15 protein-coding genes are annotated in these 21,768 nt (G+C 52.1%); 7 read left to right on the top strand and 8 right to left on the bottom strand.

Annotated features, from left to right (window positions below):
• Positions 1-25: 25 nt before the first annotated feature.
• On the bottom strand, positions 26-907 hold the full coding sequence (locus tag B5G27_RS14655) for a helix-turn-helix domain-containing protein (RefSeq protein WP_087179593.1): 882 nt from the start codon (positions 905-907) through the stop codon (positions 26-28).
• A gap of 223 nt (positions 908-1,130) precedes the next feature.
• On the opposite strand from B5G27_RS14655, the gene uxuA reads away from it, so the two are divergent.
• Entirely contained in the window at positions 1,131-2,198 is a 1,068-nt protein-coding gene (uxuA, locus tag B5G27_RS14650; RefSeq protein ID WP_087179592.1) for a mannonate dehydratase, read from the top strand.
• Between the two features lie 22 nt (positions 2,199-2,220).
• Positions 2,221-3,843 (top strand): mannitol dehydrogenase family protein, encoded by a 1,623-nt coding sequence (locus B5G27_RS14645; protein WP_087179591.1) that lies wholly within the window; start codon positions 2,221-2,223, stop codon positions 3,841-3,843.
• Positions 3,844-4,308: 465 nt separating this feature from the next.
• On the opposite strand, the gene B5G27_RS14635 is transcribed toward B5G27_RS14645, so the two are convergent.
• The 4 genes from B5G27_RS14635 to B5G27_RS14620 all read right to left on the bottom strand — a co-directional run bounded on the left by B5G27_RS14635 (position 4,309) and on the right by B5G27_RS14620 (position 11,289).
• The gene (locus B5G27_RS14635; protein WP_087179589.1) at positions 4,309-6,141 is read right to left on the bottom strand and encodes an ABC transporter ATP-binding protein; all 1,833 of its coding nucleotides are present in this window, start codon (positions 6,139-6,141) and stop codon (positions 4,309-4,311) included.
• Complete coding sequence (locus tag B5G27_RS14630) at positions 6,134-8,440, bottom strand: ABC transporter ATP-binding protein (RefSeq protein WP_087179588.1); 2,307 nt, start codon at positions 8,438-8,440, stop codon at positions 6,134-6,136. The genes B5G27_RS14635 and B5G27_RS14630 overlap by 8 nt, the downstream gene beginning before the upstream one ends.
• On the bottom strand, positions 8,437-8,892 hold the full coding sequence (locus B5G27_RS14625; RefSeq protein WP_087179587.1) for a MarR family winged helix-turn-helix transcriptional regulator: 456 nt from the start codon (positions 8,890-8,892) through the stop codon (positions 8,437-8,439). The genes B5G27_RS14630 and B5G27_RS14625 overlap by 4 nt, the downstream gene beginning before the upstream one ends.
• Before the next feature lie 276 nt (positions 8,893-9,168).
• Positions 9,169-11,289 carry a YhgE/Pip domain-containing protein gene (locus B5G27_RS14620; RefSeq protein WP_162611264.1) on the bottom strand — a complete coding sequence of 707 codons (2,121 nt, stop codon included), beginning with the start codon at positions 11,287-11,289 and terminating at the stop codon, positions 9,169-9,171.
• A gap of 240 nt (positions 11,290-11,529) precedes the next feature.
• On the opposite strand from B5G27_RS14620, the gene B5G27_RS14615 reads away from it, so the two are divergent.
• Positions 11,530-12,108, top strand: coding sequence for a TetR/AcrR family transcriptional regulator (locus B5G27_RS14615; RefSeq protein WP_087179628.1), 579 nt, complete (start codon positions 11,530-11,532; stop codon positions 12,106-12,108).
• Here B5G27_RS14615 and B5G27_RS14610 read toward each other — a convergent pair.
• Complete coding sequence (locus tag B5G27_RS14610) at positions 12,091-13,284, bottom strand: DUF4317 domain-containing protein (protein WP_087179585.1); 1,194 nt, start codon at positions 13,282-13,284, stop codon at positions 12,091-12,093. The two genes, B5G27_RS14615 and B5G27_RS14610, sit on opposite strands and share 18 nt — an antisense overlap.
• 329 nt (positions 13,285-13,613) lie before the next feature.
• Between B5G27_RS14610 and B5G27_RS14605 the strand changes: the two genes are divergently transcribed.
• The 4 genes from B5G27_RS14605 (at position 13,614) to B5G27_RS14590 (ending at position 18,265) form a co-directional block, all read left to right on the top strand.
• The gene (locus tag B5G27_RS14605) at positions 13,614-14,435 is read left to right on the top strand and encodes an ABC transporter ATP-binding protein (RefSeq protein WP_087179584.1); all 822 of its coding nucleotides are present in this window, start codon (positions 13,614-13,616) and stop codon (positions 14,433-14,435) included.
• The gene (locus B5G27_RS14600; protein WP_087179583.1) at positions 14,425-16,422 is read left to right on the top strand and encodes an FtsX-like permease family protein; all 1,998 of its coding nucleotides are present in this window, start codon (positions 14,425-14,427) and stop codon (positions 16,420-16,422) included. Before B5G27_RS14605 ends, B5G27_RS14600 begins: the two co-directional genes overlap by 11 nt.
• 182 nt (positions 16,423-16,604) lie before the next feature.
• Positions 16,605-17,264, top strand: a complete 660-nt coding sequence (locus B5G27_RS14595; RefSeq protein ID WP_087179582.1) for a response regulator transcription factor — start codon at positions 16,605-16,607, stop codon at positions 17,262-17,264.
• Positions 17,261-18,265, top strand: coding sequence for a sensor histidine kinase (locus B5G27_RS14590; RefSeq protein ID WP_087179581.1), 1,005 nt, complete (start codon positions 17,261-17,263; stop codon positions 18,263-18,265). The genes B5G27_RS14595 and B5G27_RS14590 overlap by 4 nt, the downstream gene beginning before the upstream one ends.
• 140 nt (positions 18,266-18,405) lie before the next feature.
• Here B5G27_RS14590 and pflA read toward each other — a convergent pair whose 3' ends face one another.
• A complete protein-coding gene (gene pflA, locus B5G27_RS14585) occupies positions 18,406-19,137 on the bottom strand; it encodes a pyruvate formate-lyase-activating protein (RefSeq protein ID WP_087179580.1) in 732 nt (243 codons plus the stop codon).
• 248 nt (positions 19,138-19,385) lie between these two features.
• On the bottom strand, positions 19,386-21,644 hold the full coding sequence (gene pflB, locus B5G27_RS14580; protein WP_087179579.1) for a formate C-acetyltransferase: 2,259 nt from the start codon (positions 21,642-21,644) through the stop codon (positions 19,386-19,388).
• Positions 21,645-21,768: the final 124 nt, after the last annotated feature.

The raw sequence follows: 21,768 nt of genomic DNA, 5'->3' as shown, positions 1-21,768 counted from the left end.
CTTTCACGCTTACCTTCCCTGCACTCTACATCTCCAAAAACTGTTTTCTGTTGATCTCCTGCCACTCCCTCGGCGACATGCCATACTCTTTTTTAAATGCCCGGTAAAATCCCGAATAATCTTTAAACCCATACATCAGATATGCCTCTGTGATCTTCGTCCCGTTCCGGATCGCATCGCGGCATGCGGACAGCCGCTTTTTCATGATATACTGGTGGATGGAGATGCCGATATGATCTTTAAATACATGAGCAATGTGGTACTTGCTCACATAGAATTCCCCGGCCAGGCTGTCAAGCGACAATTCTTCGTCCAGATGTTCCCCGATATAGTCTGTCAGGCTCTCATAGAGCGCCTGCTCTGCCTGGGGATGCTTCTCGTGTTTCTGCTCATAGACGATGCGGTTCAGGTGCAGGATCAGGTCGCTGACACACAGTGGGATCCTTGCGTCCTTCCCAAATCGGTTCCCCCTTGTCTCTTCGATCAGACGGAATACCTTTGTCTGTATCTCATTAAACCCGACCCGGTCATTGTGAAAGATATATTCTCCTTTTGTCCGGACATACTGCATCAGGTATCCGTAAGCCACGGAGGTCTCCATCATCTGGTTCAAATACTCTCCGGTGACCCAGAATACAAAGCGGCGGTAAGGAGTCTTACTGTCGCGGATATAGGGCCTGTGCGGCGTACCCGGCGGTATCAGGACGACATCCCCGTACCGGAGCGGGAACGCCCTGCCCGCGATCTCGATGGACACATCCCCTTCCAGGAAAAAATAAAACTCATAATAGTCATGGGTGTGGCTGTCCACCCCTGACAGGGCGCTGTCCTTATAATAGTAAATCTCAAAATCACGGGAGAGCATGTATTGCCTTGTACTGAATCTTGTCTGAAGGTTTTTCTTCATTGGTCATCCCTTCCTTTTCTAAAGTACAATATAACCTTTTCTTTCGCCCCGCGCAACTGTGTCATGAGCAATTTTTACAATATATACAACAATCTGTGCAATTGTTTCCCGCAGCCTCTTTTTTATAAAATATATCTCAGAAAAAGAGCTTCCGCCTGCGGATCACACTGACATACAGACGGACATCTCACAAATCCAAGTTCCTGAAAGGAGATACACAAAAATGGAAATGACACTCAGATGGTACGGTTCAAAATTTGACACAGTTACCTTACAGCAGATCAGGCAGATCCCCGGCGTCACCGGCGTGATCACCACGCTGTATGACACAGCTCCCGGCGAGGTGTGGAGCAGGGAGCGCATCCGTGCCATGAAGGATGAAGTGGCAGCGGCAGGGCTCCATATAGCCGGGATCGAGAGCGTAAACGTACATGACGCCATAAAAACAGGCTCCGCTGACCGTGACCGGTATATTGACAATTACATCGAGACGCTCCGAAACCTGGGCGAAGAAGACATCCACCTTGTCTGCTACAATTTCATGCCGGTCTTTGACTGGACAAGGACTGAGCTGGCGAGGAAGCGCCCCGACGGCTCCACGGTCCTCGCCTACACACAGGAGGCAGTGGATGCCCTTGACCCGGAAAAGATGTTTGACTCTATCTCCGGCGAGATGAACGGCACTGTGATGCCGGGCTGGGAGCCGGAGCGCATGGCACATGTGAAAGAGCTCTTCGAGATGTACAAAGATATCGACGATGAAAAACTCTTTGCCAACCTGAAATATTTCCTGGAACGGATCATGCCCGTCTGCAATGAATACGACATTTATATGGCGATCCATCCGGACGATCCGGCTTGGAGCGTATTCGGGCTCCCGCGCATCATCATCAATAAAGAAAACATCCTGCGGATGATGAAAATGGTCGATGACCCGCACAACGGAGTCACCTTCTGCTCCGGTTCCTACGGCACAAACCTGGAAAACGACCTGCCCGATATGATCCGCTCCCTGAAGGGAAGGATCCATTTCGCACACGTGCGCAACCTGAAATTCAACTCACCTACAGACTTTGAGGAAGCAGCCCACCTGTCATCCGACGGCTCCTTTGATATGTACGAGATCATGAAGGCGCTGTATGACATCGGGTTTGACGGACCGATCCGCCCGGATCACGGACGCATGATCTGGGGAGAGGTCGCCATGCCGGGATACGGGCTCTATGACCGCGCGCTCGGCGCTGCTTACCTCAACGGACTCTGGGAAGCCATTGAAAAAAGCCAGAAGTAAATAAGAAAGGCAGGAAAACATGATGCAGTTAAATGAAAATGGTCTGAAAGACCGTGAAAAATGGGAATCCGCAGGGTACCGTCTCCCCGGATTCGACCGTATAAAAGTTGCAGAAGAAACAAAAAAGGATCCATTTTGGATCCACTTCGGTGCCGGGAACATCTTCCGGGCATTTCAGGCAAATGTTGTCCAGGAACTCCTGGACAGCAGAGACCTGGACCGGGGGCTGATCGCAGCGGAGGGATATGACTACGAGATCATTGAAAAAATGAACCATCCCCACGACGACTTAAGCATCCTTGTCACCCTCAAAGCTGACGGGAACATCGAAAAGACTGTTGTCGGGAGCGTAGTGGAATCTCTCATCCTCGACTCCGAGAACGCAGCTCAGTTCAGCCGCCTCAAAGAGATCTTTGCAAATGCTGGTCTCCAGATGGCTACATTCACGATCACAGAGAAGGGCTACAGCCTGACAGACGGCAGGGGGCTCCCCCTCGCTGATGTGACCGCAGACATGGAAAATGGTCCTGAGAAACCGTGCAGCTATATCGGAAAGGTTGCCTCTCTCCTCCATACGAGATATGCGTCAGGCGGGACTCCGATCGCCATGATCAGCATGGACAACTGCTCCCACAACGGAGACAAACTCCGCTCCGCGGTCACTGCTTTTGCAAAGGCCTGGGAAGAGAACGGGACAGCAGAAAAAGGATTCCTTGCCTATGTGGAAGATCCTTCCAAAGTGTCATTCCCGTGGACGATGATCGACAAGATCACGCCGCGTCCGGATCCTTCTGTGGAAGAGATGCTGAAAAAAGACGGCCTGGAAAACCTTGACCCTGTGATCACATCGAAAAACACCTATGTGGCTCCTTTTGTAAACGCGGAGGAAAGCCAGTACCTTGTGATCGAGGACAGCTTCCCCAACGGAAGGCCCGCCCTGGAGAAAGGCGGCTTCATCTTCACAGACCGGGAGACCGTGGACAAGGCAGAAAAAATGAAAGTCTGCACCTGCCTGAACCCGCTCCACACCGCGCTCGCTGTCTTCGGCTGCCTGCTCGGATACGACCTGATCTCAAAAGAAATGAAAGATCCGGTCCTGAAAAAACTGGTGGAGACGATTGGCTACAAAGAAGGGCTTCCTGTGGTCGTAGACCCGGGCATCCTGGACCCGAAAGAATTCATTGATACCGTATTAAACGTACGTATCCCGAACCCATTCATGCCGGATACCCCGCAGCGCATCGCCACGGACACCTCCCAGAAACTGCCGATCCGATTCGGAGAGACTGTCAAAGCATATCTGCGCTCAGACAACCTGGATGTATCCGACCTGAAATGCATCCCCCTCGTCTATGCCGGATGGGTCCGCTATCTCATGGCAGTAGACGACAATGGAGAGCATTTTGAATTAAGCCCGGATCCGCTCCTGGAAACTGTATGCCCTTATGTAGCTTCTGTCCGCCTCGGAGACGGCACAGACGCAGCGAAAGCAAAAGAACTCCTTCAGCCGCTGCTCACAGATAAAGAAATCTTCGGAGTAGATCTGAACGAGGCAGGGCTCGCAGACCTTGTGTGCCAGTACTTCGCAGAGATGGTCAAAGGAAAAGGAGCAGTGCGGGAAACACTGGAAAAATATACACGGTAAATTCTGTATTTGTGGGGAGCCGACCTTGTTGGCGAAACGTCCCCAGCAAATGCAGCGTTTAAAAATGTTGCGAGAAGGGAGCTTTTCCGGCAAAAGACAACCGCTCCCCAGCCAGCAAAAACATACAACAATAGACGAACTTTCCCGCCAAAAGATAAAACCACTCTTGCCGGCAGAAACTTATCACAAGAGAGGCACAGCTTGCTGGGCCAAATCGAACGGCTAACCCTCTCCCGGAAGTCCGCGTCACCTTCCGTCCGATAAAAAATTCCTGTTTCGCCACAGAAGTTCCCCTTTCATCCAACTTTCGAAATCCTGCATTTGCCTGCGGGGACCTTCCGATCGGATGAACCCAGAAAACCGGAACCTGAGCCATATCCCCGTCCGCCGCGAAAACGTCCCGCATCACATCAACGGTTTTCGGACGTCATATTCACAAGGAAGGCTCCCCCTCAAATCCAGATTTCACGCACACGTCTGGTCTGTTGACTCGAACTGTGAATTGTACAGGTCTGCATAAAATCCATTCCGGGCGAGCAGTTCCTCATGCGTCCCCTGCTCGACGATATCTCCGTCTTTCATGACGAGGATCAGGTCTGCGTCGCGGATCGTTGACAGCCTGTGGGCGATCACAAAGCTGGTCCTGCCCTTCATCAGGTTATCCATTGCCTTCTGGATCAGGACTTCTGTCCTGGTATCTACCGAGCTGGTCGCCTCGTCCAGGATCAGGATCTTCGGATCCGCCAGGATCGCCCTGGCGATGGTGAGGAGCTGCTTCTGTCCCTGGGAGACGTTAGTTGCCTCTTCGTTCAGCTCCATGTTATAGCCGCCCGGAAGTGTCTGCACGAAACGGTGCACATGCGCTGCCTTTGCTGCGCGGATGACTTCTTCGTCCGTGGCGTCCAGCTTTCCGTATCGGATATTCTCCATGATCGTTCCATGGAACAGCCAGGTATCCTGGAGCACCATCCCGAACATCTCGCGGAGCTCGCTGCGGTTAAAGCTGCGGACATCATGCCCATCGATCTTGATCGCGCCGCTGTTTACATCATAGAAGCGCATGAGCAGTTTGATCATTGTTGTCTTGCCCGCTCCGGTAGGACCTACGATCGCGATCTTCTGGCCTTCCTTTACTTTCGCAGAGAAGTCATTGATGATGATCTTATCCGGACTGTACCCGAAGTGTACATGGTCGAACTCCACATTGCCCTGAAGCCCTTCGATGGATACCGGGTCCGGCACTGTCTGGTCTTCCTCTTCCTCGTCGAGGAACTCGAACACCCTCTCAGACGCAGCCGCTGTAAGCTGGAGCATGTTGGTGACCTGAGCCACCTGCTGGATCGGCTGGGTGAAGTTCCTTACATACTGGATGAAGGACTGGATGTCTCCGACCTCGATGGCGTTCCTGATGGCGAGGAAACCGCCCAGGATGGCCACGCCCACATACCCCAGGTTGCCGATGAACTGCATGACCGGCATCATCATCCCGGAGAAAAACTGGGATTTCCATGCAGAGTCATAGAGCTTTGCGTTCGTATCATTAAATTCCCGGATCACATCATCTTCTTTATTAAATGCCTTGATGATATTGTGTCCGCTGTAGATCTCTTCCACCTGTCCGTTTACATTTCCCAGATATGCCTGCTGTCCCCGGAAATATTTCTGGGAATGCTTCATGACAAACGAGATCAGGATCACGGATACCGGAAGGATCAGGAGCGCTACCAGCGTCATCAGAGGGCTGATGGAAAGCATCATGATCAGCACACCGATCAGGGTGGTCACTGAGGTGATCATCTGGGTGGCGCTCTGGTTCAGGCTCTGCCCCAGGGTATCCACATCGTTGGTCACGCGGGAGAGCACTTCTCCTACGGGCTTTGTGTCAAAATAGTTCATGGGCATCCGGTTGACCTTCTCCGAGATTTCTTTCCTCAGCCGGTAAGTCGTCTTCTGGGAGACGCCGGTCATGATGATGCCCTGGATGAAAGTACAGAGGGCGCTGATCAGGTACAGACCGAGGGTGATCAGAAGGATCCTTCCGATCTTCCCGAAATCCATCCCGCTGCCGCCTGACACTTTGCTCACCAGCCCGTTGAAGATCTCTGTCGTCGCTTTTCCGAGTATCTTGGGACCCACGATATTAAAGACCGTACCGCAGACCGCAAAGACTGCGACAAAAAACATATGCACCTTGAAGGCGCTCATATAGCGGATCAGTTTTTTTATGGTTCCTTTAAAATCTTTTGCTTTTTCGCCCGCCATGTTTTTTCCATGGGGACCTCCCATACCTCTAGGCATGACTGGGCACCTCCTCTCCTGTATATGCAGCGCCCGGCGCAGGATCCTGACTCTCCGTGCGGTCCTCTCCGCCCGGCATCTTCTCAGCCGTCCCCGCCGCCAGCTCTGATCCAGATAGCTGGGATGCCGCGATCTGCTGATATACCTCGCAGCTCTTCAGTAATTCCTGATGGGTTCCGATGCCTGCTACTTTTCCGTCGTCCAGGACAATGATCTGCTCCGCATTGAGGATCGTGCTGATCCTCTGTGCCACGATCAGGACTGTACTGTCTTTTGTCCTCTTCTTCAGCGCTTTTCTCAAAGTTACATCTGTCTTAAAATCAAGGGCAGAAAAACTGTCGTCAAAGATAAATACTTCCGGGCGCTTTGCGATCGCTCTGGCGATGGACAGTCTCTGTTTCTGCCCGCCGGAAACGTTGGATCCGCCCTGGGCGATATGGCTGTGGTAGCCATCCGGCTTCGCGTCGATGAATTCCACTGCCTGCGCGATCTCCGCCGCCTCGATCATCTCGCTCTCGCTCCCGTCCGGGTTTCCGAACATGATGTTGGAAGCGATATCTCCTGAGAAGAGAAGCCCCTTCTGGGGAACATACCCGAGCTTCTCCCTCAGCTCATGCTGGGTCACTTCGCGGATATCTACGCCGTCCAGGGTAATGCTTCCCTCTGACACATCATAAAATCTCGGGATCAGGTTGACCAGGGTAGACTTCCCGCTTCCCGTACTTCCGATGATTGCCGTCGTCTCCCCAGGCTTTGCGGTAAAGGTAATGTCATGGAGCACGTTTTCGTCCGCGCCCGGATATTTAAAGGATACGTGGTCAAACACGAGCAGCCCTCTCTTTGTATCTGAGCATTCTTTCGGCTGCTCCGGGTCGTGGATGACCGTCCTGCTGGAGAGCACTTCCTCCACACGGTCCGCTGCGACAGCAGCCCTGGGCAGCATGATCGACAGCATGCACAGCATCAGGAATCCCATGATGATCTGCATCGTATACTGGATGAACGCCATCATATCCCCGACCTGCATCTGCCCCTCGTCGATGCCGTGGGCGCCGTTCCACATGATCAGCACGGACACTCCGTTCATGATCAGCATCATGACAGGCATCATGAAGGTCATGGCGCGGTTCACGAACAGGTTCGTCTTTGTCAGCATCCTGTTGGCATCGTCAAACCGCTCTTCCTCGTGCTTCTGCGTACTGAACGCGCGGATGACCGGGAGCCCGGTGAGGATCTCCCTCATGACCAGGTTCACCTTGTCGACCAGTGTCTGGAGGATCCTGAATTTCGGCATTGCCACCAGGAACAGGACAAGGATGACCAGCCCGATCAGCACGACAGCCAGCCCGATGATCCAGGACATGGATACATTCGTCTGGAAGACCTGTATGATCCCTCCGATCGCCAGGATCGGCGCATAGAGCACGATGCGCAGCAGCATGACAACGATGAGCTGGATCTGCTGGATATCATTTGTGCTCCTTGTGATCAGGGAAGCCGTTGAGAAATGGTCGAACTCATTGTTGGAAAATCCTACGACTTTGCGGAAGACATTTCCTCTCAGGTCACGGCCCGTCGCAGCCCCGACGCGGGAAGCCAGGAAGCCCACCAGAACGCTCGCCGCCATCCCGAGGAATGCAAGCGCCACCATCTTTCCCCCGGTAACGAGGAGATAATGGATCTGGATCTCATCCATGTCCATGCCCAGGGCTTCATAAGCTGTCCCCACATAGCTGACTGCCGCCTGCTCCAGTATGGTGTCCGGGAGATCGTCCATCTGTTTCTCCATCTCTTCAATCAGAGCGTCTCTCTGTTCTGCCGGCATCATTTTCAGGATATCAAACACGGTCATATCGTCCGTTGCCATCTGTGCCGGGATATTTTCTTTCAGCTGTGCTTCGATCTGTTTTGTCATGTCGCTGCCGGACTCAAAGCCCGCTGTCAGCATCATCGGACCGGCAAGGATATCAGACAGGGTGTCCATCTGCTCCTCATCCTCCGCAGCACTCTCCCTGAGCACATAGGCTTCTGTATCATAGGTGCTGCTGTCCGTCTCATAGGCGTCCAGGACTGTCCCCTGGTCTTCTTCCGGCACAAAGAGGAGAAGTTTCTCCATCTCATCTGCCCTCAGCGCCTCCGGGACCTGATCTTCGATCCCTCCCTGCTGGATACCTACATTTACGATATCCGATGTGTAGGCAGGAAGAGACAGGTCGCAGTACGCCTGGATAAACAGGACCGCTATGATCGCGAGCAGGGATTTCCAGTGTACTGCCGCGTACATAAATAGATTTTTCATTCCTTTTCTTTCCTTTCATGATTCATAAGATTTTCTCCTGTCTGGATCAGGAGCCGCCGGAAAAGCAGCTTCTCTTCCAGACTCATCCCCTGTAACATGATGTCCTCCATCCGGTCCGCAACGTCCTTTACAGCCTGGATGCACGATTTTCCTTTCTCAGTCAGGGTCAGCCTCATGACGCGCTGGTCATGCCGGTCAGGTTCCCTGGTGATGTACTGATCCCGCTCCATCTTCTGTATCATGGACGTAATGGACGGCGCTGTGATATTCAGCTTTGCCGCCAGTTCTTTCTGGGACATGGAATCCTGCTGGTGGAGCATAAAGAGCACGCTCGCCTGGCTCCGGTTCAGGTCGAATTCCCGGTACATCCCCCGCGCCGTGTTCACGGCGCCATGTGAGACGATACCGATGAGTCCCAGGATCGGGATTTCTTTCATATCGCACTGGATCATTACCTTTCCCTCCATCAATTAGTTAGATAACTAAATGATATACTAGTAGTATTGTACAATAAAGTCAATTATTTTATTTAGATTTCACGGTTTGTTCATAATTTCTGCTGATTTTTAATTAGAAAAAGAAAGAGTATCCAGGGATGCCTGCCATGTGTGTGGCATGATTCCCGGATACTCTTTCCTTTCTTCTATATCTGTCCTATATCTGTCCTATATCTGTTCTGTATCTTTCCTATGTCTTTCCTGTATCTGTCCCATCTCCTAAGCCATCTATCACGCGAGCCCGTGTGCTTCGAGCCATCCGATCAGCGTCCTGTCCCCTCTTCCGATCCTTGCTGCCCTGATCCGGAACTCCAGTACTGTCAGGACTGTAAAGACCACTGTCAGAGCCAGGAGAAAGAACAGGCAGCCGCTGATATCCTCTCCGCCGCTGATCGTGCTGCGGAATGCTGTCACCGTATACGTGAACGGCACCCATTTGTGCAGATATGGCACAAAACTTCCCGATATCTCCAATGGATATGTCCCCGCGGAACCCGCAAGCTGCACCACCATGAACACCAGCATCAGGAAGCTTCCCACCCTTCCCAGGAGACTGGTAAAGAAATACATCACAGACATAAACGCCACAGACGCGGTACATGCTGTCAGGGCAGTAAGCGCAGCTCTTTCCGGCTCAAATCCATCAAAGAAAGCGAGGGCGCCCAGCATGACCGCTGCCTGGAGAACAGCGGTCACAGCGAGCACGGAAGCTTTGCTGAGCCACCATTTCACACCGGATCCCGGTTTTCCCGGGCAGCTTGTAAGCGGATACATCAGGCAGAACGCGATACAGCCTACCCACAGCCCCACTGACATCATATACGGCGCCATGGCATGTCCGTTATCTGCCACATACGTAACCTGTTCCTCCTCGATCTCAAGAGGCGCGGCAAACATGTCCACGATCTCCTCTCTCTGCTCCCGGCTGCCATCTGAAAAAATCTCTGTCTCTGAACTGATCCGGGCAGCTTCCGAAGCCAGAAGGGAAGTACCGTTTTTTAAGTCAGCAGCTCCTTCTCCGAGCTGTCCCAGCCCATTATCCAGATCCGCCGCGCCCCGGCGCAGCGCCAGTGTCCCCTGCTGCTGTATCTGTTCTGCCCCGCCGGCAGCCTGGGTGATCCCTTCTGTCAGGGCCGGCGCACTTTCCGCAAGGCTGGAAGTACCGGATCTCAGGCTGATGATCCCGCTGTTTAAGTCAGACATACCGGATCTCAGAGAATCCACTCCAGCCTGGAGCTGAGTAACCCCTGCCGCGAGCTGTAAACCCGCATCCGCCGCTGTGTCTGCTCCCGCTGTATATGCATCGATCCCCTGGGACAGAGCCGCTGCCTGCTGCTGTAATGCCGACAGCTCAGCGGCAAGGCCAGACAGATCGCCCGTGATGTCCGCCGGGCCGCTGTCCGCTGTGGGCATCGTGCTGATGATCGCGCCCAGCGCATCCCTGAGCGCTGCCGCCCCGCTGCGGAGCTGTGCGGACTGGGCGCCCCCTTCTCCTGTCACTGCATTGAGCCCTGCGCTCAGAGCGTCTGCGCCTTCCTGAAGGTCACTGACACCGGTGGAAAGAGTGTCCAGCCCCTGGGAAATACTCTGCGCTCCATCTGTGAGGGCGCCTGCCCCTTCATCAAGAGCAGATGCCGCAGCCGGAAGCCCGGAAGTTTTCTCCTCAAGAACGGAAAGTCCTTTGCTCAGAGATACCATACTCTCATCAGCCGCTGCCGTGCCGGATGCCAGTTTTTCCCCGCCTTCTCCGGCCTCAGCGATCCCCCCTGCCAGGCTGGAAGCCCCTGTATCGAGGTTCTGTATGCCGTCCACTGCCTGCGCCACACCATCTGCTGCCTCTGCTGCTTTATCGATCATGACCTGCGCATAACTCCTCGTCACCTCTTCACGGATTGAATTTTTCAGCTCTTTCATCGCAGTCTCCCCCATCTTAGAGGCAATATAATTCGTCCCCGGGTTTGTCTTAAACTGAAGGACCATTTTTTCCGGTGACGGCGCTGTCAGCGCAGCCGCGTTTTCCGAAAAGTCTTCCGGTATGGTGATGACCATATAATATCTGCCAGTCTCAAGCCCTTTTTCCGCATCTTCCTCTGACGGGAAGCAAAAATCCAGGGAATCATTCCCTTTCAGTTCCTCCGCCAGATCTTTTCCGATGTGCAATGTCCTGCCATCCAGCACAGCCGGCCTGTCATGGTTCACCACCGCCACCGGAAGTTTCCCCACATTCCCATACGGATCCCACATAGATCCGAGAAAAAGGGTCGTATAAATTGCCGGTATTATGATTACAGCAGCTGTGACGACCAACAGTATCCTGTTCGAAAACAATTTTTTCCACTCCTGCCTGAGCATAAATATCATTCTCCCTTCACTGTCTTTCTCCAGTTGTAAAAGACATATAATCTATTAATAGATATTGTGTTGATTTTTGTAACAAGATGTATTATAGTAAAACCAGTTTCAGACAGCAACCATTAACTTTTCCGAAAAATGTTGCCTAATGGATAGGGAAAGAAATTTCTGTCTATTTTCCGTAAAGATTGCGGAGACACACTTTGGACCTGATGCAAAAAACACATGGAGGACACAGATATGGCAAAAGAAACTGACCGGAGAGTACGTAAGACAAGAGCGCTGCTGCGCCGATCTCTTGCAGAGCTGCTCTGTGAAAAGAGCATCCGTGAGATTACTGTAAAAGAGCTGGTAGAACGGGCGGATATCAACCGCTCTACTTTTTATCTGCATTATTCAGATGTTTACGATATGATGGAAAAGATTGAAAACGGGCTTGTGGACGATATCGAAAAACTGATCGAAGCTCATCCCGTAAGCCCGTTTAATGAAAAAAGCTTTCCATTTATAGAAGATATCTTTGTGATCCTGGCAGAAAACCGCGACATATGCGCTGCCCTTCTTGGCCCGCACGGGGACATCTCCTTCCTGCACAGGATCGAAGGCATCATCTCGGACCACTGCCTGAATGTGCTGAAAGTGACCTTTCCCGATCAGCTTGAGGACCTGAAGTATTCTTATTCCTTCTGCCTGTCAGGCTGTATCGGCCTGACCAAGACCTGGCTGAACGGCCAGTATGAAGAGACGCCGCGGCATATGGCTGAGATCACATTCCGGCTTATCATGAACGCCCTGCACGGATCAGAGCACGTCAGATGACAGGTCATCCTCCGCATCTCCTGCACTGCCTGACAAGACCGATCCCGCCATTTTTATAGTCCTGACACTGATCCCGTTTACCTCGATGTGGTCGTCTACGGGGATGACCAGGCACTGCCTTCCGTCAATGATCCTCGTCTCCACCAGATCCGCCCTGTCCGGGTTCACCTTGATGACCACATCCGGGGTCTCGATATTAAATTTCCTTGTCTCCGCAATATTTGTTGCCAGCAGGGACGCCTTTTCTCCTGCATTCTCCTCAAAATTGCGGTCAAAACTTTCCATCTTTTCCGCGTCCACGCCGCTCTGCTCGAAGATCTTTTTGATCTCTGTCTTGTCAAGTGCCAGCGGCTCCGGTTCTTCTTTGTGCTCTTCGATCAGATTATTGAGCGTCTCGTGGATATTTCGGACAGTCTCATAATCCCCGTCCTCGCCAAGCGTATCCTCGATGATCATCTGGAATGTCTCCTTCTGCGTATCCGCGGACATCGGCATCTTTGCTCCCAGGAGCTGGTCGATCATCTCCGGCTGCAGGTCCTCGGATTTTTTTGTATAGTAAAGCACACTGTGCAGATCCGTGCTCCTGTCATTAAACGCCGGAAAAAGAAATCCCTTTGACGGCATGTCCACGATCCAGTCGCGGATCCGGTCCTGGATCCGGTTGTCTTCCGCATTATAACTCAGTCCCGCCTTGGAAAGCGACACCGGACAGATGCTCATGAGCAGGTACTCATACACCTCGTCAGATGCATCGAACATCTCCAGCCCGTCCGAAGATTTCCCCGGGATATCGTACATGGCATGGATCAGGATGATATAATAATTTTCCGCATGATCGTATGTAGCGATGACTTTGTCGTAGAACTCCTCCAGAAGCATATCGTCTTCCAGCTTACTGTCCCTGAGCTTCATGAGAAATTCCTGCGTCCCGCCCGGCATCTCCGCGTCCAGCGGAAATTCCAGGTTCAGCATATTTTTCCCCACGGTCCCTGACAGAGTCTTTTTGAAAATATCAAAATATTTAAACGCTTCTTCTTCCGGGAGCGAAAGGAACGCGTCCTTTGATTCCATCTTTTTCGTCTTTTCATGGTCCACATAGCAGCCGCAGATCCTGGTGATCGCGCAGTTTGCCGGTGTGAACTGCTTTCTGATCTCAAGTATTTCTTTCTTATTCATTATTTACATTCCTCTTTTCTATAAAAAGTCAAAACCCCCGGTGCGCGGCAGCCTTCCGGGAGCCTGTCCGTACATTAGCTACTATAACATTTTATCCCCGAAAAATCGAGAGGAACATTTTCTCCGTGGAGTCTCTCCGTGGAGTCTGAGACTTTCACTGAGACTTTCAAAACTGTAAGTGTACTTTCTCTCTTCCATTGATATAATGACCTTGATCCCGGAACGATACGTTCCGCCCGGCAGTGTTTCTGTCCGTTTCCCGGGACGGACTGGCTCTGCCCGGAGTACTATGCAAAACCTGAAAACATCCGGAAAGGAAGGGACTTCATATGGAACAGACACAGACAGCATCCGCTCAGAAAACGCCCGGCCGGCAGGCGGAAGGGCAGCCGATCCTGAGGCTTGAGCGCGTGAAAAAATATTATGGGAACCACGGGAATATCACAAAGGCCGTGGACGGCATCACCCTGCACATCGACAGGGGCGAATTCACCGCAGTCATGGGAGCAAGCGGCTCAGGGAAGACGACACTTCTAAACTGCATCGCTGCCATCGACAGTGTCACCAGCGGACACATCTTCGTCAGCGGAAAGGACATCACCGCTGTCAGGGAGCGGGACCTGGCGGATTTCCGCAGGGAGAACCTTGGATTTATCTTCCAGGACTTTCATCTCCTGGACACGCTGACCATCGGGGAGAATATTTCCATGGCGCAGATCATCAGCGGCACCCCGCCGAAAGTCATTGACCGCAGGGTGCGGGATATCGCCGGGAAACTGGGGATCAGCGGCATCCTGGAGAAGTTCCCGTGCGAGGTATCCGGCGGGCAGAAACAGCGCTGCGCCTGTGCCCGCGCGCTGATCAACGAGCCAAAGCTGATCCTTGCCGATGAGCCCACCGGCGCTCTGGACTCCAGGTCTTCCCGTCTCCTGCTCGAGACCATGGCATCCATCAATGAAAAACTGGGAGCCACCATCCTCATGGTCACCCATGATCCTTTCTGCGCCTCCTTCTGCGGACGCATCCTTGTCCTGAAGGACGGGAAGATCTTTACCGAGATACGCAGGGACGGGAAGACCCGGAAAGAGTTTTTCACAGAAATCCTCGATATACTGACTCTGCTGGGAGGTGACACGGGAAATGTTATATAAACTTGCCTTTCGGAATGCAAAGAGAAGCCTGAGCGACTATGCGGTTTACCTCATTACAGTCACCCTCTCCTTCTCCCTGATGTTCTCCTTCGGGCTTGTCGCATCATCGGACGCGATCACAGGCCTGTCCGAAGGGATGAACACCTTCCAGATGGTTCTGGATTTTATCAATATCATCATCCTCTTTGTGATCTGCTTTCTCATCAATTATACGACAAAATTCATGTTCACAAAGCGGAGCCGGGAATTCGGCATGTATCTTCTCCTCGGCATACGCCGCGGCAGGGTCATCCTTATGTTCCTGACAGAGATCTTACTGCTCGGCCTCTTTGCCCTGGCGCTGTCTTTCCCCATCGGATTCCTGGTCAGCCAGGTCATCTCCATGGTCATAGTCCGCGCCTTTGAGATCCCGGAAGTGATCTTCATCACGTTCCGCACTGCTCCCGCCGGAACGCTCCTCCTCTGCTTTGCCGCTGTCTTTCTTCTTGTCCTTGTGAACATGACACGGAAAATGGGGCGCATCTCCATCCGCGGATTTCTCGATATGGAGAAACAGAATGAGGAAAAAATACTGCGCTCGTCCCGGAAACGAAATATCCTCTTCTGCGCCAGCCTGCTCCTGGGTATCCTGGGCTTTCTTGTGTGGAACTCTCAGTTCAGTCTGGACGCAGGCTCCGATCAGAGCGTCATGTACTGGCTCATGCTTGGCATCCTCCTGTTCATCCTGAGCATTTACGGAGTCTCTGTCTCTGCGGGAGACATGCTGCTCACGCTGGTCCTGCGGAAGAGATCCCTTAAATATACAGGAGACCACCTTTTCATCGCAAGGACATTTTCCTCGAAAGTGCGCAGCATGAGCATTACCATGGGGACGCTTTCCATGCTCGTGGTGCTCACGCTCCTCTCCCTGAACGTCTCTTATCTCTACCAGGGGATGTCAGGATATCTCCTGGAGCTGGAATCACCGTATGACATCCAGGTTTTTGACGATCCTGAGGACAGGGAGATCCTCAGCGATTATATCGCTCTTACGGAGGAAGACTATACGGTCCGCTCATCTTATCTTTTCGATGTATACAAAGATCCGGGGATGCATCTTCAGCCTATTGTCAGCGTGCCGGGCTCCAACACAGATTTTGATACCGTCATTAGCCTGGGAACATACAATGAGCTGCTGAAGCTCCGGGGGCTTTCTCCGGTCTCCCTGGAAGATAATGGATACCTTATCCTCACGGATCGCCAGCTGATCCCACTTTTCGAAGAAGCGGAAGAGGATCTCAGCACACTTACTCTGGCCGATGGCACATCCTTAAGGCTGAAAGGGATCACAGATAACGGGTACTGGCTGACTCTCACAGGCCTCACCAGTTTCGTCGCTGTCTATCCTGACCGGTATGTGCAGGATCTTGAGCCGGCAGAGAGTCACCTGGTCATCGATACCGTGGAAGAGACCACTGCTGACCTCAAGAAAAAGATCACGGACGAAATGTCCTGGCATCTCACATACACCGATGAGTCCGGAGACACGGTAGATCAAAACTACAAAGTCACTGTGCGGGGGCAGATCGTCGAGGAGGGGAACAGTATGCTTGCTATCGTCTCTTCTCTCTGCCTGTACCTTGCCTTTATCTTCCTGTCCACCGCGGGCACGATCCTGGCAGTCCAGGCCTTAAGCGACTCCTCCCGGCACAAATACCGCTACACTGTCCTGAGCCGGCTTGGCGTCAGCGGCAGCAGCCTCTGCCGTACGGTCGGCAGGCAGCTCCTCATCCTGTTCGGCCTGCCGGTGGTGTACCCAGTGCTCATCACATTTCTGTGCATGTTCTCCATAAACCGGCTGTACAGCATATTCCTCAGCAGCAGGTGGGTATACCTGGAGTATTTCCTGGCAGGGCTCGGCATCTTCCTGCTGGTGTATCTGATCTACTTTATCGCCACGTACATCGGTTTTAAGAGAAATATACAGGAAGCGCGATATAATAACTAAGAAAGTAATAAACAGGATGGTTCCCGGCGGGGAGTGCGGGGCACGGGGATACAGGATTTCCCGCGGAATGCAGGGCACGGGGATACACAATTCCCGGCGGGGAATGCGGGGTACGGGGATACAGGATCCCGGGCGGGGATGCCGGGAACCATCCTGATTTACAGAAAAAAGGGCTTTGTTCCATGAGGATCGTGATCGCAGAAGACAATATTACCACCCGCCGGGAGCTCTCCCGGCTGCTCACCAGGCACGGATATGAGACCATCCTGCCGGATGATTTTGGAGATCTCGCCGGGCAGCTTGCCAGGCTTTCCGCTGACCTCATCCTCCTGGATGTCAATCTTCCTTATGAAAACGGATATGACATCTGCCGCAGGATCCGCACGCAGACCCGGACGCCCGTCATCTTTGTCACCAGCAGGGATACCTCGGCAGATGAACTTATGAGCATCCGCGCAGGGGGCGTTGACTTCATCTCCAAGCCCTACGATCCTCTGGTCCTCCTCGAAAAGATCCGGCGGGCCCTCCGCCTGAATGATCCGGGCAGTTTCCGCGAACTCACCAGAAAGGGATGCACTCTGGATCTCCACCTGTCTGCCATCCGGTACGAAGGCAAAGAGACGGAGCTGACCCGGAATGAATTCCGTATCCTGTATTATTTCTTTATGAACAGTGAAAAAGTTATCAGCAAGGATGAGCTTCTGGAAAAACTATGGAATGACCGCTTCTATCTGGACGAAAATGTACTCATGGTCAACATGACCCGGCTGAAGCGGAAGCTGAAAGAGATTGGCGTCACACACCTGCTGGAAAATATCAGGGGAAAGGGCTGGAAACTGTGAATTTTATCCTTTATTTAGAAACTAAAATATGCGACATCCTTTTTCATATCGTTTTTACGGGAGTGGGAGTCCTTCTTCTCGCCGCCGCGGGATTCCAGAACGGTTATCTTATCCTGGCTGCAGCCTTTTCTGTCTGCGCCTGTCTGATCTTTCACTGGCTCCGTTACCGCCATCAGGCCGCAAGACAGACCCGGATCATGGACCTGACAGACAGCCTGGAAGAAACCTGGTACGCGGCGGAAGTTCTCCCCAGCCCCAGGGAACCTGAAAGCCGAGCCTATCACTATGCCCTGAAAAGAGCGTGCAAGGCCATGAACGAACGTCTGGAAAAGTCGGTGGAAGAACAGCAGGACTACAGGGAATATATCGAAAGCTTTGCGCATGAGATCAAAGTGCCGATCAGCGCGCTCTCACTGGCATTTGACAACATGAAGGATTATGAGCTCAAAAAGGAAACTGACCGCATCTATAATCTGGTAGAGCAGATGCTCTATTATGCCAGAAGCGAGAATACAGAGAAGGACTACTTTGTCCGCAGGCTCAGCCTGCCGGATGTGGTACATGATATCCTGCTGAAATACCGGCGCTATTTTCTAGACGCAGGCATAGAACTGGACATCCGTATCAAAGATACTGTTGTATTTACAGACGAAAAGTGGCTCGGCTTTATCCTCTCCCAGATCATCCAGAATTCTGTCAAATACTTTGATAAGCCAAAGAAGCGCCTCTCGATATACAGCGAAGAGTCCCCTGCTTCTGCTGTACTTGTGGTCGAGGACAACGGCTGCGGCATCAGCGCCGCTGACCTTCCACGTGTTTTCGAAAAGGGCTTTACCGGGTCGGACCGCTCAAAGACCGCTTCCACCGGGATGGGGCTGTATCTGGCGAAAACGCTCTGTGACAGGCTGGGACTGGGGCTGACGGTCCAGTCACGGGAAGGGGAATTTACGAGGGTGACGGTGGTATTTCCGAAGGGGACGGTGCATGAAACGGGTTCCTGATCCATCCGGGTAATTTCTGTATACTGCATCTTTAATTTCCCGAGGAATTTCAGCTATTGGCTGATAAAACGATAAAATACGCGGGGACAGGACCTGCTTTCAGTCCCATCCCCGCGTATGTGCATTGTTTTCTCCTGCTCTTACCCCTGCCCTGTATGCAGGATCTCATTTGCATTTTTAATACGCTCTTTCGTCGGCGGTTCAATCCCCGCCAGCGGATAGTCATATCCCAGCTCTTTCCACTTATATTCGCCAAAAGTGTGGTACGGCAGGACTTCCACTTTTTCGACATTACCTAACGTCTTTATAAACTCATAAAGTTCCTTGAGATATTCATCCTTATCACTTCTCTCCGGCACGAGCACATGCCTGATCCAGACCGGCTTGCCGATCTCCGACAAATACCTTGCCATGTCAAGGATATTCTTGTTCGTTTGCCCTGTCAGAAGCTTATGCTGCTCATCATCGATATGCTTGATGTCCACCAACAGCAGATCTGTATATTTCATGAGCTCATTGAACTTTCCAAAGAAGGGCTCTTTCCTCGTAAAAGGCGCGCCGCTCGTGTCGATCGTCGTGTTGATCCCTTTTTCCTTCGCCTTCTGAAACAGCTCGATCATGAAATCCATCTGGAGCAGAGGCTCGCCGCCGCTCACAGTGATCCCGCCGCCGTCCTTCCAGTATGATCTGTACCGCAGTGCCTGCGCCAGAAGCTCGTCCGCGCTCTTCTGCTCTCCCACCTGCATGTTCCAGGTATCCGGATTGTGGCAGAACTGGCAGCGCATCGGACATCCCGCGACAAAAATAACAAAACGCACACCCGGGCCGTCAACCGAGCCGAAACTCTCCGTAGAATGGATAAATCCGTTCATATTTTCTCCTTCCGGGACGTAGTCAAATTGAATTTCACTACGTCCCCAATTGATCATGCCCTGTCCCTTTTCATAATTCACCGTGTCCCCTATGTTAAAATTAGCCAAATTTGTCATATTAATCACTCAGGAATCAACACCTTATTTGTGCAGATTTCGAACGGGGACAGGGCCGTCTGCCAAAAGGGACAGAGCAGTCGTTAAACGGGGACGTAGTCAAACTGAATTTCACTACGTCCCCGAAAAAATTACATTCTATCGTGGCAGGTTCTTGCGATTACGTCAAGCTGCTGCTCTCTTGTCAGGTCGATGAACTTCACTGCATATCCGGATACGCGGATCGTGAAGTTTGCGTACTCTTCTTTCTCCGGATGCTCCATCGCATCGATCAGTTTCTCTGTTCCGAATACGTTCACGTTCAGGTGATGTGCTCCCTGGTCGAAGTATCCGTCGAGAACGTGTACAAGATTGTTCTTGCGCTCGTCGTCGTCATGTCCCAGTGCTCCCGGACTGATCGTCTGCGTGTTGGAGATTCCGTCAAGCGCCTGCTCATACGGAAGCTTCGCAACAGAATTGAGGGAAGCAAGAAGTCCGTTCTTCTCCGCGCCGTAGGACGGGTTCGCTCCCGGTGCCAGCGGCTCGCCTGCTTTTCTTCCGTCCGGAAGAGATCCTGTAGCCTTTCCGTAAACCACGTTGGATGTGATGGTAAGGATGGATGTCGTCGGCTCGGAATTTCTGTATGTGTGGCACTTCTTCAGCTTGCTCATGAACGTGCGGAGCAGCCATACAGCGATCTCGTCTGCGCGGTCGTCGTCGTTTCCATATTTCGGGAAGTCTCCCTCTACCTCATAGTCAACTGCAAGTCCGTCCTCATCGCGGATCACTTTTACCTTAGCGTACTTGATCGCGCTTAAGGAATCTACTACGTGTGAGAATCCTGCGATACCTGTCGCGAATGTACGTCTTACATTTGTGTCGATGAGCGCCATCTCAGCAGCCTCATAGTAGTACTTGTCATGCATGTAGTGGATCATGTTCAGTGTATCCACATACAGCTTGGACAGCCACTCCATCATCTGGTCGTATTTCTCCATGACCTCGTCATAGTCAAGGTACTCGGATGTGATCGGCCTGTAGAGCGGGGATACCTGCTGCTTTGTCTTCTCGTCAACACCGCCGTTGATCGCGTACAGAAGGCATTTTGCAAGGTTCGCACGTGCCCCGAAGAACTGGATCTCCTTGCCGGTCTCTGTTGCGGATACGCAGCAGCAGATGGAGTAGTCGTCGCCCCATACTGGACGCATTACATCGTCGTTCTCGTACTGGATGGAACTTGTCTTAACAGAAATATAAGCCGCATATTTCTTGAAGTTCTCCGGCAGGTGTGAGGAGTACAGTACTGTCAGGTTCGGCTCCGGCGACGGTCCCATATTCTCCAGTGTGTGGAGGAAACGGTAATCGTTCTTTGTAACCATGTGCCGTCCGTCCATTCCGATTCCTGCCATCTCCAGTGTCGCCCATACCGGGTCTCCGGAGAACAGCTCGTTGTAGGACGGGATCCTCGCGAACTTCACCATTCTGAACTTCATGACAATGTGGTCGATAAGTTCCTGTGCCTGCTCCTCTGTCAGGGCGCCCTTCTCCAGGTCTCTCTGGATATAGATGTCAAGGAATGTAGAGATACGTCCCACACTCATCGCAGCTCCGTTCTGTGTCTTGATCGCTGCAAGGTATCCGAAGTACAGCCACTGGACCGCCTCTTTTGCATTTGCAGCCGGCTTGGAAATATCATATCCGTAAACCGATGCCATCTCTTTCATCTCTTTCAGCGCGCGGATCTGGTCAGCGATCTCCTCGCGGAGACGGAAATCTGTTCCCTTCATTCCGTGTCTCTCATACTCAACAAAATCAGACTGCTTCTTCTCGATCAGGTAGTCGATACCATAGAGAGCTACACGGCGATAGTCGCCTACGATACGACCTCTTCCGTATGTGTCCGGAAGACCTGTGATGATCTTGTTGTGACGCGCTTTCTTCATCTCAGGTGTATAGATATCAAATACTGCCTGGTTGTGTGTCTTATGATATTTTGTAAAGATTTCATGCAGTTTTTCACTCGGTGTGTATCCGTATGTGGTGCATGCCTGCTCAGCCATCTTGATCCCGCCATACGGCATGAATGCTCTCTTGAGCGGCTTGTCTGTCTGGAGTCCTACCACCTGCTCCAGATCCTTCATCTCTTCATTAATATATCCCGGGCCGTATGCTGTCAGGCCGGAAACAACCTCTGTCTCCATGTCCAGAACGCCGCCCTTTGCACGCTCCTCCTTCTGCAGCTTGGAGAGCTCGCCCCAAAGTTTATTTGTCGCCTCTGTCGGACCTGCGAGGAAAGATTCGTCTCCGTCATACTGTGTATAGTTGTGCTGGATGAAATCACGCACATTGACTTCCTCTTTCCAGAGATGCCCGCTGAAACCTTCCCACTGGTCAAAATTTGCTTTTGCCATTCGAAAAAACCTCCTCTGAAATCTTCTGTAATTAATTTGCTAACTTAGCCGTACGTGAAGGTTTTTGTCCTCCATCCCGGCTTTCATGCGCTAGTATATCATCAACTCCTCAAAAAAACAATAT

It is taken from the genome of Lachnoclostridium sp. An76 (genome assembly GCF_002161355.1).
Lineage (GTDB): Bacteria > Bacillota > Clostridia > Lachnospirales > Lachnospiraceae > Mediterraneibacter > Mediterraneibacter caccavium.
The sequence above is the reverse complement of the archived record's forward strand: the minus strand, read 5'-3'. Positions and strand labels throughout refer to the sequence as shown.